Origin of the sequence: Shewanella psychrotolerans, from assembly GCF_019457595.1 — a bacterium.
GTDB classification, from domain to species: Bacteria; Pseudomonadota; Gammaproteobacteria; order Enterobacterales; family Shewanellaceae; genus Shewanella; species Shewanella psychrotolerans.
Map to the genome: position 1 here is coordinate 1,690,430 of NZ_CP080419.1, position 13,794 is coordinate 1,704,223.

Below are 13,794 nucleotides of genomic sequence, written 5' to 3' on the forward strand. Positions count from 1 at the left end.
TAAGTATAGGAGATAAGTATGGAGAGAGCAGGGCCCTCTCCATAATAAGGTGTACTTAGAGTAGAGCAGGTATACCTTGGATCATGCCAACCGCTAACATAGCCGCTAGACAGATCACAAACGCAAGTCCCGGAATGATTAACCGGTCAGCAGTGCTAAGGCTCGCAGCACGCTCTTTATCACCGATTAAGCCATTGTTATCTAAGAACATGGTAAGTGCCCATGCAAGAACAGGATTGGCAACAAATGAGGCGAAGATACAGATCCCAGCCGCTTGACTGCTTTGAGTATCTTTTACCATCTGCATACCCGCTTCGAGCAGTGGCAAGAACACACCAACAAGTAAGGCGATTGACATTACTGGGCGCCAAACGGTGACATCCATTGGATAACCGATGACAGCCACAATAATACACAATGAACCGAGTAGGATCGCACCCGCTGGAATTGGACGTTTTGCAATCGCCGCAGGGATCATATAGGTTCCCCACGATGAGGTGATGTTACCACCACCAACCGCCGTACCAACGATTTGACGCAATGAACAAGTTGTCATGGTGTCATCAACATCCATTAGTACTTTTTCAGTGCCTTTTGGATAGTTAAGCTCTTGGAAAATACGGTGCCCCAAGAAATCAGGTGACCACATGGCAACGGCCAAAATCGCAAACGGTAATGAGGCAACGAAATGTTCAAAATTAGGTAAGCCCAGTTGCCAACCGTATTCGGTTGAGCCCCACCAATACATAGGATTTAGGTTTGGAATACCGGGTTCTGTGACAAATTGAAGATCTAGACCTGCGCCGAGGGCAAATGCCAGTATGATTGCCGCAATAGAGCATAGTGGGATCGCTAGCCAGCGCTTACCTACTTTAGCTAAGTAGGCATAAAGAATAACGTTTGCGAGTAAAATGAAAAAGGCAACATAGCCCAAGCTATAATCTAACTCATGTTTGGATTGCAAACCGCCGGCCCAATCAAATAACGATGTGATCTGACTTTTAGCCCCCATGAAACCGAGGAATACCAGTAGACCACCAGCCACTCCACTAGAGGTGAGGTTAACGAGCCGCGAGCCTCCTTTAAAGTAACTCAGGATCAGGCCAAATATACCGAGGAGAATGGCCAATGCTAATGGATGTGCACCAGCTAAGGCGATGGCACCAATTAAGGGGATCATCGGGCCATGGTTACCGCCAAGATTGGCGCGAGGGTTTATAAAACCGGAACTGATAATACAAAAGAGTAAAGCGGGGATGAGCATTTCTACTCGAACGACTTGAATGGCAAATTCGGCACCTAAATTCACATGTTCCCATCGTTCTGAAAGTCCAGAAGCCCATGCAGCCATCACGGCGGAATACATGACGGTAATGCCAATGGTTCCTGCTATCGCGGGAACTAAGTCTTCCCATTCAAAGCGGAAATCTCTACCAGGTAAATTCAGGCCCCAGCGTCTAGGTTTCATGATTTGTAACTCATGATCTAGGTACTCTTCACGAGTATTAAACTCTGAAGCGGGACGATGAAGCTCTTTATAAGTCAGCTCAGAGGCTTCCGTTTCTTCGTGTTTGACTGTTTCTGACATAATTTCTCATTCTCCGAAAAGAACTTAGTGATTCATCTATTTGATGATGACTTCGACTGTATCCCTGGAAGTTAGTCAAGTTGTCGTGGCCATAATGCCGAACATGTAACTCGAAAAACTTATCTGCTTTCTTAAAATGGAGTGCCATTTCGTAAGAGAGCAGTCGTGTCCTTAACATGCTTAAAATTGGTCTGACCAATTTACCTCATAAATATTAACACAGCAAAATGCTATCAGCATTAAGTATCAATTAACTTGAAACTAGTGATTAGGTGATTTGAGATCTAGTTAACAACTTGTGTCCAGATTCTTTATCGATTTTTACATTAGGCATATTAATTGCGTTTGTACGGTGATCTCGTTAAGGCTTTCTTTTGCGAGCCAACCTACTTAGTTACCAAATTTTGGTGTTGTATCGCTTATTGTTAAATTTGATTGTGACACACGCCCCGTATTGTAGTCGTTGCGTGATATATATCGTGACCTATTCCAAATTATTTATTAACAAACTTAGTGATTTAACTTCATGGCTAGCAGAGCGTCTTCATATTATTTTTCTCATCAACTTGCTTTATAGCTTAGGCAAGTTTGATGTTCTTGCCATTAAAGATCTATTTGAAATGTTAGCCATTGTTCGACTCAACTGAGCATAGCGTTAGCTTTAACTGAGTTTAAAATCTGTAATTACCCATAAAAACAATATGTTGCCTACCTTTCCAGAGGTCTTTACATTTTAGCAACCTAGGCTGCGTTGTATCAATATTGTTGATGGCCTGTATCATTATAATCAGATTTTCTTTTGCGCGTTGTAGCGATACTTTTGTGTCTATGGAGATAAGCCAAGTGGCAGTAAATCTATCTATAACGATAAACAGGAGAAGATGATGTTACTCAAATTTAGCAAACAGATTTTTTACCGAGAAGGAGTCAGTTAATGGCACCTCTTTCCTTTACCCCTGCAGTTTCTGCTCCACAGAACCATGGCCATACGACCAGCAATCGACCCGAAAACATGCCGTTAAGCATGTATCAACAGGCGGAGCATTATGGCGTAGCTAAAGTGAGAAAAGCCTATTGGAAATCGGTTGGCTTAGCGGCATTTGCCGGGGCGTTTATCGCATTGGCCTTTGTGTTTTATATCACTGTAACTACTGGGACATCAGGAGCTTGGGGATTAGTTCGCCTGACCGGTGGCTTGGCCTTTAGTTTGGGATTAATACTAGTGGTCATTTGTGGGGGGGAACTATTTACTAGCACTGTATTGAGTAGTGTCGCTTGGGCGCAAAGATTAGTTAGCACTAAGGAGCTTCTCGTTTGCTGGAGTAGGGTATATATCGGCAATTTCATTGGCGCCATGTTGATGCTACTGCTGATCACTTCAGCGCGTATGTATGAGCTTGATGGGGGTCAATGGGGGATCAATGCACTCAAAATAGCGCAACATAAATTGCATCATGGATGGGTACAGGCATTTGCGCTTGGCGTGCTATGTAACATGTTGGTCTGTTTAGGTGTATGGATGACTTTTGCAAGTAAGGATGCACTCACCAAAGCCATTTTATTGATGTTACCTGTTGCCATGTTCGTTAGCAGTGGCTTTGAGCATAGTATCGCTAACTTATTTATGGTGCCTTTGGGGATCGTTATTACTAATTTTGCCTCTGTTGAATTTTTCGAGGCGGCCGGTATCACTGCGGCGCAGTTTAGCGATCTCACGCTAGCTAACTTCATTTGGAACAATCTTATACCTGTAACCCTTGGCAACATTGTTGGTGGGGGACTATTGGTTGGTTTGGGCTATTGGATTATTGAGCGTAAACCCCATAAGACCAGTGATTTACATGTTGCACCACCATTGTTGGCGGAGTGCTTAGCGCCTCTTAGTACAAAAAAAATTCAACCTTTAGATAAAACCGTTCACGAAATCGATTCATTATTAGCGACAGCCTCTGGAGATCTATCAATGCCTAAATCAATTCAAAAGCTGAATGTCAGCGATGTTATAAACTCAACTCCTTTTACTTTAACCCCAGAGCTATCGGTTTATGAAGGGTTAAAGCGTTTAAGTGACTCAGGTGAACGCGGTGCTCCTGTGGTCGACAAAGAGCAACGATTACTTGGTTATATTTCACAGCAAGATCTGCTTCGTAGCTTGTGGTCTGAAGAATATGTCAGAGGGATCTCTTATAAAGTGGCTGATTTAATGCAAACTCAAGTGCTTACCGTAGCGCTAAATGATGCGGTAGCCGATTTAATCGAATTAATGGTTGTGGATAGAAGTAAGCTGTTCCCTGTCAGTGAGATGGGAATATTGACTGGAAACACCTTTGCCAGTTACGAAGAGCGCTTGCGACAGGCTCATGCAAACAAGCCGAGCAGTTTTCCTGTCGTTGATGAAGGCAAGTTGGTTGGGGTGATCACACGAGAAGCTATCGCCGCTAAAGTCTGTGCTGTTTACGCTTAAATAATGTAGTTGATAACACTATGTTATTAATAAAGAAGTGGGGCTTTTAGCCCCACTTCTTATAGTAAGATTATTTTAAGCTTTTGAGAGCTTGGCGATTTTTACTTAGTCTACGTGCTTCTGTTATGACGCAATCTCTTAACGGGTTTTCTCCCGAATCACAGCGCCATACAAATGAAAGATGTCTTTGCATATTGAGCTGAGGTGTTTCAAGGATCACCAGTTCACCTGCGGCCACTTCTTTTTCTACATCTAAGAAAGGTAAGCTACTCAAGTATGGTCCGTTCTTAACAAGCGCCTTAAGCAGTGATACATGCTCATATTCCTTCCAAACATTAAGCTTTTCGATTACCCCGTGAATAGCACCTTCAAAAATTCGGCGAGTGCCTGCCCCCTGTTCTCGTAACACCCATTTTGCCTGCTCTAACTGGGACAAACTGGTGGTTTCGTACCGAGCATAAGGGTGGTGAGGGGAGGCGATAACCACTAAATGATCATCTAACCACTGTTCCTGATACAGCCGGCTATCATCGTTGCGGCCTTCAATAATGCCAAAATCATATTCGTAGTTGAGTAAACCTTCGACGACATTCTCGGTATTTTCAACAGTGAGATCGATCCTAAGTTCAGGAAAATCAGTATCGATTTTACTGATAAGTTCGGGGAGTAGGTGCTCAGCCGCTGTTTGACTTGAACATAATCTAAACCGGCCGCTGATAAGGTGTTGTTCGTGAAGGCCTAATTCTATTTGCTGCGCATCTTGTAATAGCCTTCGCGCTTTTGGGCGTAACCAGTTTCCCCAGTGGCTCAAAGTGAGCCGATTGCCTTGTCGAATAAAAAGTGGTCTATCGAGTAAGTTCTCGAGTTGTCCTAGTGACATGCTGACTGCCGACTGAGTCATGGAGAGTTTTCTTGCTGCGGCGCTGACACTTTCTAAGCTGGCTACCGCATCGAAGACCATTATTTGCTTGAGTGAGTATTTCATGACGGCTATTTGCCCCTAACTGAAACTAATATAAATTGAAACTATCAATTAAATTGATGGCTCATTGAATTTGATTCTATGACTTGTTAATGGCCTAGACAAGCAAGAGGCTGATTTTAATGGTGGAATATAGAGGTGGTTCACTCTTTTCGGCTAGCAGTGCGTTTCGTGAACGTTATCGTGATCGTTTTTGGAAATTTATGATGTAAAGATAATGTGTTACAGGTCTTGATACTTAAGGCTCAGCTAGTATTGCGCTAGCTCTGACGGCTGCTTTTGTTTAGAATCGATTATCAGTTTCCCTGTTCGTATGACTCTCTATGGCTTCATTGTCAAAAATGGCATTAGCGCTAACCGGTGGTTATTTCATATTATGGTGTTTAGGTCCGCTACTGCTTACCGATCTCGGTCGTTGGCTTGGTCTGCCTTTGTGGTTTTGGTTCTCCTGTATCGCTGCCCCTATTCTATTAGTCTTAGGTCTAGCTGTTTTGTTGAGAGGCCAAGATGACTAATCTTATTCCTGTCATTGGTTATCTGTTATTGAGTCTGATCATCACTCGTTGGTGGAGTCATAGCCAGAGTCAAAAGGGGGATAGGCTATACGATGATAAGGCGAAACGTTTCTTTATTGGTGGTGCTTTTTTAAATGGTCCTTTGCTCGCGTTAACACTTGTCGCAACATACACCAGCGCCAGCTCTTTTATCGGCGGCCCTGGGGCTGCTTATAAAATGGGGTTGGGTTGGGTATGGTTAGCGTTAATTCAGGTACCTGTTGCCATTTTAACCTTAGGCGTCTTAGGTCATAAGTTTTTGAGTCAGCGCCATGCGCAACATGCCACCTTGATTGAATGGCTCGATGCTCGATATCAAAGTCCGTTACTGAGCCATATTGCGGTGGTAAGTTTAGTGACCGGATTTATAGCGATGATCGCGGTGCAGTTTATTGGCGGTGCAAGGTTGTTCGCGGGCGTTAGTGGGATCAGCTATGAGTTGGGATTAGCTTTGTTTGTCGTCACGGTGCTTGCCTATACCTTAACTGGCGGATTCCGCGCGGTAGTGTTAACAGATGCGTTGCAAGGGATAGTGATGCTGTTTGGCTTACTGCTGCTATTTGCCGGGATTTTGTCTCAGGCTCCCTTAACAGAGCTAATGGATAGCGTTAGCCATTATTCTCCTCAAATGCTCGAGCCGCATGGTGTAAGTGATGCGCTTGGCTGGCCTATGATGCTCTCTTTTTGGGTGCTGCTCTGTTTTGGTACCATGGGACTGCCGCATACCTTAGTGCGTTTACTCGCTGTAAAAGATCGCAGTGCTTTAAAGCGTGGCATGGTATGGGGAACCATTATCTGTTTCTTGATGACCTTGTTACCGCACCTTTGTGGTGTTCTTGGTCGGGCGTTTTATCCTGATTTGTTGGTTCCTGATGAGATCATGCCAAGCTTAATATCAGGCATTTTTCCTCCTTTTTGGGCTGGAGTCCTATTAGCTGCGCCAATAGCCGCAGTAATGTCATCAGTTGATTCCATGTTATTGCAATCGGCTGTTAGCCTTATTCGCGATGGGGCCGTGAAAAAATGGCCTCGCTTAAGTTCGACCGCGCAGGTTAAATTGACTCGATTTACTATCTTGCTTATTACGCTTATTGCTAGTTATTGGGCAATGGATCCACCTGAAATGATTGTTTGGATCAACCTTGCTGCATTTGGGGCGCTTCAGGCCGTGTTTTTGTGGCCGATAATCGCGGGTGTGTTTTTACCCAAAGTGAATGGGAAGAGTGCATTAATATCGATGGTAGCAGGGCTTATTAGCTATCTACTGCTGCAATTTGCTGCTCCCTTTATGTGGCATATCCATCCTATTGTGCCAGCGTTACTGCTGTCATCGTTTGTGATGTTAGTTAGCCATATCTGGCAAACTAGATCGAAGGCCGTGGTCTCCGAATGCTAATGCTTGCTATTGCTTGGGTTATTCGCTGATACGCAGTGTAAACCTAGATTGAATTAGTTTATATTTGCGGCCAGATAATCTTTATTCTGGCCATAAAATGAATTCTAATTCTACACACTCATCAATTGGGTCAACCTCGCCCGTTAACGCCTGGCAGATGCCAGATACTTTAGTCATCATCTTTTTTGTCGCGTTAGCGGCAATGCTTTTAACCTATATCATCCCTGTTGGCTCATTCGATACCCAAGAGGTTGCTTATGTTAGTGACGGTGTTGAAAAGAGCCGTAGTGTTGTCGATCCAAGCTCGTTTCGTTATCAAGTTGATGATAGTGGAGCTCCAGTGCTTCAACCTATCTCGCTATTTAACGGCGGAGGGGATGTTGGTTTTTTTAACTTTGCTTTTGAAGGTTTAGTCTCAGGGTCTAAATGGGGCACGGCCATCGGTGTGATCATGTTTATGTTGGTCATTGGCGGTGCATTTGGCATCGTTATGGAAACAGGCACTATCGATAACGGCATTTTACGCCTAATAGATAAGACACAGGGCAATGAAGGTCTATTTATCCCCGCACTATTTACATTGTTTTCTCTTGGTGGCGCCGTTTTTGGTATGGGGGAAGAGGCGATAGCCTTTGCCATTATCATTTGTCCTTTGATGATACGCCTTGGCTTTGACGGTATTACCACTGTGATGGTGACATACGTTGCGACACAGGTCGGCTTTGCCAGTTCATGGATGAACCCGTTTAGTGTTGCTATCGCGCAGGGTATCGCTGGTGTTCCTGTGCTTTCTGGGGCGGGCGTTCGGGGCGTGATGTGGGCTGGATTTACCCTGATGGGGATTATCTTCACCATGAGATATGGCGCGAAAATCCGAGCAACGCCTTCATTATCTTATAGCTATAACAGTGATCAGTATTTTAGAGACCATCAAGCTAGCGCCAGCTTAGAGAGCCGATTTAATCTCGGTGATATCTTAGTGCTACTCACTATATTGCTCACCGTCATTTGGGTCATTTGGGGCGTCGTTGCCAATGCTTGGTTTATTCCTGAGATAGCGAGTCAATTTTTTACCATGGGGATAGTCGTTGGCATTATTGCAGTGGTGTTTAAGCTTAATAATATGACGGTCAATCGTCTTGCAACAAGCTTTAAGCAAGGTGCTGCAACTATGCTAGAACCTGCAATCTTAGTGGGTTGTGCTTCTGGCATCTTAATTTTGTTAGGTGGTGGTGATCCCACTCAACCCAGTGTATTAAATACCCTACTCAGTAGCGCAGGCGGTATCATTGGTGAGTTGCCTGCGGCGTTTTCTGCTTGGTTTATGTTGTTGTTTCAATCTATATTTAATTTCTTTGTGACTTCGGGTTCAGGTCAGGCCGCATTAACTATGCCTTTGATGTCACCGCTTGCCGATATTGTTGGCGTGAGTCGTCAAGTGGCGGTATTGGCGTTTCAGTTGGGCGATGGTTTTACTAATATCTTAGTGCCGACCTCGGCGTCATTGATGGCGACATTAGGTGTATGCAGAGTCGATTGGGGCGTATGGCTTAAGTTTATCTGGCGCTTTATGCTGGCACTGTTTGTGGTCTCGAGTATCGTGGTGGTCGCTGCTCATTATTTTGGTTTTGTTTAATTATCTTGGCTTTGTGTAATGCTTTTTTGCTTTTAGTTTAGGAAACCACGCAATAAAAAACGGCATCCGAGGATGCCGTTTTGTCGTTGAAGAGCGAATAATTTAGAACTTCACTTCACCTTCGATGAACCACTCACGACCGCGTGCGTTGTACGCTGAACGTGGGTAGTGTGGCCAAGAAGTATCGGTTGGGTCGAAGTTAGGACCTTGATCAAACAGGTTAACTACACCAGCCTTTAGCTTGAAAGTATCATTGAAAGTGTAACCTGCAGTTAGGTTCCACTTGGTTTGAGAAGCGACTTCATGTGCGCTTTCATCAAACACTTCGTGATCTTCTAGTGCAGCTTCCTTAAATGTCTTATATTCGATACCATGCATACGAGCTGTGTGGTAGGCACCCAATGTCGCTTCGAAGTCTTCGATAAAGTAACCTAGTACCAGATTCGCGCGGTACTGTGGTAGGCCACCGTTATCAATATCATCTTCAACTGGATCTGTTGGTGATAGTTGGAACTCTGACAACAGAATGTAAGTACCGTTGAAGTTCAGTTTTAGCTCACCGAAGTTGTTAAGATCCCAGTTGTAGCCAGCAGTGATATCTAGACCACGTACTTTTTGGTAAGCGAGGTTTTGTGCTACATCATTAATGTGAGTGATTTTACCTGATGCGTCACGAGTGATCATGTCTTCATACTGCTCATATTCACGAGCAGCTTTACTAGCACCGATATCGCTAACCATGTCATCGAGTTTCCACTCCCATAGGTCGATCGAAGCATTTAGTGAATCACTTCCCCAAACCGCACCAATGTTAGCTGTGTAACCAGTCTCTGGTTCCAGATCTTTGTTAGAGCCCGTTGTGGTGTCAATATGAAGTTCTTTACACACTTCATTTAGTGCTGGGTTATTGTCGTAAGCTGTACCTGGGACTCCACCAAGAGCTGTACATTGCTTAAAGTCAATAACTGTTGAGAAGCCTTTGGTTGCATCACCGTAAACACGATGCATATCAGGAGCACGGAATACAGAACTTACAGAACCACGAACCAATAGCTCGTCAAGAGGACGGTATTCAACGGTTAACTGTGGTGAAACGTTACCACCAAAGTCGTCATATCGGTCGTAACGAACTGCAGCATTAACCGTTACTTGATCGAGTACTGGCATACTTAATTCAGCATAAGTTGCCCAGTATGAACGTTCGCCAGCGCCAGATGAACCACCAGTTGTTAAGATGTTACCTTTCTTAGACTCTGAGTCGGTATTCGTCTCGTAATCCTGTTTTGTGTACTCGGCACCAAAAGCGAACTGTGCTTCACCGCCTTGCATCTGAAATGCTGCGCCTGAGATATTAGCTTGTACGTTCTTTTGTGTTGATTGTGCTTTTTCAAATGGAGAGTAAGAAGCTTGCTCTACATCTTCAGCACTCATGTTTTTAAGTAAAGAGTTGCCGTTTGCACCGTCTGTAATGTAATCGAACATGCCACCAATAGTTGCATAGCCACTACGGAATACATCAACGTTAGTGCGACCGTAGTTCACAGAAGCATCCCAGCTGTACTCATCTGCGACAGTGCCTTCAAAGCCAGCGGTGAAGAAGTAGTTACGAGTCTTGGTTTCGCCTGCGCGGTTGCTGAACTCGTGTAGACGACGCACGTAGTAGTAGTCGCCATCTTCTGCGTTGGCAAAGTCACCGCCTAGGGCAGTCGTCTTGTCGTTGAAAGTCTTGCTTAGATTGCCATTACTTACGGTAACGCCGTTGCCTGCGACTGTGATATCGTAGTCATTGATAGCCATAGGCTCGATGTTGGTGGTTGATTTCGCTTCGGCGAAGTCTAGGCGACCTACGAAGCTAACGTCATCAGCCAACTCATAGTTGAAATTAGTAGAGCTGATGAAACGTGAACTCTTAGGTTGAAGGTCGCGCCACTCAGAGCGGTCAAAACCACAAGTTGAGCCAGTCCAAAGGAATCCACCAGCTGTACACTCTTCAGGGGTTAGTTTGCGTTGACCAACTGGAATGGTTTCATCTTCCCTAGCAACCGCAGCGATACGTGCACCATATGAACTGTACGACGAAAACTCACTGTGAGGCACTTTGTCTGTGTGCAGACCAAAGTTCTTACGATCGGTTGCATTGAGTCGCTCGTTATCGGTGAACTCGATAAATGTAGATACATTACCTCGATCAGAAGATGTACCTAGTGATAATGCAATACGATCACTGCCGCCGCCCCCATTGGTGGTGTCACCATGACGGTATTTTATGGCTGCACCTTCAAAGTCTTTTTTCAGGACAATGTTGATCACGCCGCCAACAGCGTCGGCACCGTAAATCGCGGAGCCACCAGATTGAAGAATCTCAATACGCTGCACAGCTTCCATCGGTAGGTTGGCAGTATCGACGAAGTTGTCTGTACCACCTGATGGCTTTGGATATTGGTTTAGACGCTTACCATTGATCAGCGTTAATGTACGGTTAGCCCCCGCACCACGTAAGCTGATTGAAGAGGCGGCAGGCGTGAAGCCGTGAACAGACTGCGTAGTCATTGCGCCAGTCGTCGAAGTTAAGCTTTCTAATGCGTCTTGAACGTTGGTGAAGCCTTGCTTCGCCATATCATCAGCACTCATTACTGTAACGGGTGTTGCTGTTTCCATATCGGTACGTTTAATACGCGAACCAGTTACTTCAATACGTTCAACTTTATCTTCATCCGCAGCGTAAACTGCTGGTGCACTTAATACGGCAGTAGCTGCACCACCAATTAACGCAAAGCGCACAGCTTTGGCCAATATAGAATTTGGCTGCATTTTTTTCTCCCTGAGACTTATTTTGTTTTTGATTTAATATTGATTAGTAAAAACTTCTCAAATATATACTTATATTGAAATGTCTTTACTTCGTCATTGATATAATCATAGCGAGATAACAACTGCAACATCCTCGCCACAGGTGAAACTCCAGGTAAACGGTTGTTTATTTTATCTTTATATTAACAATCCGCCAACATTGTCGGGCCGGTTGTTGTTTTTTTCGCCTCGATTTGTTTGTGGCACCGGCTTATTGTTTTTTATTTTGGTTGCTTGTGTTTTTTTGTGTTCCTTTTTGTTGTTTTTGTGTTTTATTTTATTTTTATTATTGTTGTTTTTTGGTTTTTTAAATGGTTTGTATGTTATTTAAAAATAATCATTAAAATTTGAAAAATATTGTGGAATTAGGTTATTTGTGAGCATTGTCTCGGTGATGTTTGCTCGTTATTCATTGGAGGGTAGGTTGTTTTTATTAACAACTCGGTATCATTTGGTCGTATTTATCTTGATTTTTTGTCATTTATAATCAAATTCAACCTCGGAAGTAGGGATTATTTGACCTCTTTTTGTTGTTTATTTCGTTGTTCATGGGCTGGTTTGGTAATGTGAAACTGTGAAAACGACGGTTTAATTTATTAGCCCTAAACCACCAACTTCAGTCGGTGGTTATTATCGCTTTGGGCTTGCTTGTAATGAGCATCTAGAGGACAGGCTGTTACCCATCGAATTGGGCTTTAGGAGCTTTTTCTCAACGCCATAAGCAGACTAAATCACAACAAAAACAGGCAAGGTGTAGTGATGTGATGGACGACTCAGTACTTAAGCTTGCAGTATTATGCCAAGCTTGAAGCTGACAAATAGTTTAAGAAGTGTTCATCATGAAGATTAAAGTTATTGGTAAACACCTACGTGCAGGCGTTGTGGTCAATGACCAATTTGAAGCAAGTTTCGAAGGCGTGCCTCAAGGCGTCCCACTCTCACCATTACTTTCTAACATTATGTTGATCATATGGATAAAGAGGTTAGAAGCCAGGGGAGGCATAAATTCGCTCGCTACGCGGACGATTTTATCATTTTGGTCAAGTCTCAACGGGCCAGTGAACCGGTACTCAAGAGCATTAATCAATATCTTACCACTAAGCTAAAACTGGTTGTTAATGTACAGAAAAGCCAAATGGATAAGGTAGGTCAAAGCAAGCTTCTTGGATTTACCTTTAACCGAGGCAAGATTCAGTGGCGCGCTAAGAGATTACACATTTTCAAACAATAAATGAGGCGTCCATACATGACATAGTGAATTTGGTTCCCTTCGAGGGGGCCTTTTACAAAGCCACTTTTTTCAGAAGGGGCTCTTTACTGTCGACTATAGAGCTAAAAGTCTAAACCATATAAGGATGGTTTTTGTAACCAGTCATTAGGTATGGCAAGTAAGGTGATAAACCGAGAATAGGTGAGATCTAATAGGATCTAATGGGAAAGCCTTTGGTGGTGGGCTTTGAGTGGATTGCTGCTCAGATTGAGTTTGGATATTGCTGAGTCAGCTATTTTGGCAAACTTGAGCTGATGATTGCTTTAGGTCGGTTGCTTTGGCAAATAGAAATAAGGGCCGCAATCTGGAGATTAACAGCCCTTTAAACCTCATTTAATACAGGTCTTTGCCTATCCAAACAACTTTGCCAATGATATGGAGTTTTTCTATTTCGTTAGCTTTCACTACCTGGTCTTCATATTCCTTATTATCGCTAATAAGAAGGATATCGCCGTCGAAACGCTTCTGTAAGCGTTTGGCGTACAGCTCATCACCAAAGCGCAACACAAAGATGCTGCCGTCAGTTAGCTTGGTATCTGCAGTGTTCACAAGCAAAGTGTTATTGCCGTGGATCGTTGGCTCCATTGAATCACCGGATGCAAAAACAACTGCCAGGCTATCTGCTTCAAAACCTCTGAACTTTAACCATTTGCTCCTAAATGCTAAGTGACGCTTAATTTGCTCATCAGGGCAAAGTTTCCCATGCCCTGTGCTTACAGCCACATGATAGCCAGGGATAAGAACAAACTCTTCATTAAACTCACTAATGGCAATGGCATTATTACTGCCTGAGTCAGTAACAGGCAGGGCTTCTTCGCCTGTAAGTAACCAATCCAAAGAAACGTTAGCTTGCTTAGCCATCAGTATGGCTTTATCAATTTGCGGCAGGGATACACCTTTCAAATACTTCCGCAATGCACCTTCAGATATATCAATAGCATTAGCAAAAGCGCGTACGCTTGTGCTGCCTATAGCAATTTCTAATCTTTCAGCAAACGTTTCCTTTCCATTTGTCGGAAAAGCAACACTGTTGTCATTTTTCATTCGTCGTTTC

General features: G+C 43.8%; 9 protein-coding genes. 5 read left to right on the forward strand and 4 right to left on the reverse strand.

The window, feature by feature from the left end:
- Positions 1–55: 55 nt before the first annotated feature.
- Positions 56–1,588, reverse strand: a complete 1,533-nt coding sequence (locus K0I62_RS07415; protein WP_220070832.1) for a DUF3360 family protein — start codon at positions 1,586–1,588, stop codon at positions 56–58.
- Positions 1,589–2,600: 1,012 nt separating this feature from the next.
- Here K0I62_RS07415 and focA point away from each other — a divergent pair.
- On the forward strand, positions 2,601–4,052 hold the full coding sequence (gene focA, locus K0I62_RS07420) for a formate transporter FocA (protein WP_220071311.1): 1,452 nt from the start codon (positions 2,601–2,603) through the stop codon (positions 4,050–4,052).
- A gap of 70 nt (positions 4,053–4,122) precedes the next feature.
- On the opposite strand, the gene K0I62_RS07425 is transcribed toward focA, so the two are convergent.
- On the reverse strand, positions 4,123–5,037 hold the full coding sequence (locus K0I62_RS07425; protein WP_220070833.1) for a LysR substrate-binding domain-containing protein: 915 nt from the start codon (positions 5,035–5,037) through the stop codon (positions 4,123–4,125).
- Between the two features lie 320 nt (positions 5,038–5,357).
- Here K0I62_RS07425 and K0I62_RS07430 point away from each other — a divergent pair, with 320 nt between their 5' ends.
- From K0I62_RS07430 to yfcC, 3 genes are all read left to right on the forward strand, one after another.
- Positions 5,358–5,549 carry a DUF997 family protein gene (locus tag K0I62_RS07430; RefSeq protein ID WP_220070834.1) on the forward strand — a complete coding sequence of 64 codons (192 nt, stop codon included), beginning with the start codon at positions 5,358–5,360 and terminating at the stop codon, positions 5,547–5,549.
- Positions 5,542–6,984, forward strand: coding sequence for a sodium/pantothenate symporter (panF, locus tag K0I62_RS07435; RefSeq protein ID WP_220070835.1), 1,443 nt, complete (start codon positions 5,542–5,544; stop codon positions 6,982–6,984). The genes K0I62_RS07430 and panF overlap by 8 nt, the downstream gene beginning before the upstream one ends.
- A 97-nt stretch (positions 6,985–7,081) precedes the next feature.
- The gene (gene yfcC / locus K0I62_RS07440) at positions 7,082–8,620 is read left to right on the forward strand and encodes a putative basic amino acid antiporter YfcC (RefSeq protein ID WP_220070836.1); all 1,539 of its coding nucleotides are present in this window, start codon (positions 7,082–7,084) and stop codon (positions 8,618–8,620) included.
- A gap of 102 nt (positions 8,621–8,722) precedes the next feature.
- On the opposite strand, the gene K0I62_RS07445 is transcribed toward yfcC, so the two are convergent.
- Positions 8,723–11,431, reverse strand: a complete 2,709-nt coding sequence (locus K0I62_RS07445; RefSeq protein ID WP_220070837.1) for a TonB-dependent receptor plug domain-containing protein — start codon at positions 11,429–11,431, stop codon at positions 8,723–8,725.
- A gap of 1,009 nt (positions 11,432–12,440) precedes the next feature.
- Here K0I62_RS07445 and K0I62_RS07450 point away from each other — a divergent pair.
- On the forward strand, positions 12,441–12,701 hold the full coding sequence (locus K0I62_RS07450; RefSeq protein WP_258405109.1) for an RNA-directed DNA polymerase: 261 nt from the start codon (positions 12,441–12,443) through the stop codon (positions 12,699–12,701).
- Between the two features lie 372 nt (positions 12,702–13,073).
- Here K0I62_RS07450 and K0I62_RS07455 read toward each other — a convergent pair whose 3' ends face one another.
- Positions 13,074–13,784: an XRE family transcriptional regulator gene (locus K0I62_RS07455; protein WP_220070838.1), complete on the reverse strand. Its 711-nt coding sequence runs from the start codon at positions 13,782–13,784 to the stop codon at positions 13,074–13,076.
- Positions 13,785–13,794 lie beyond the last annotated feature (10 nt).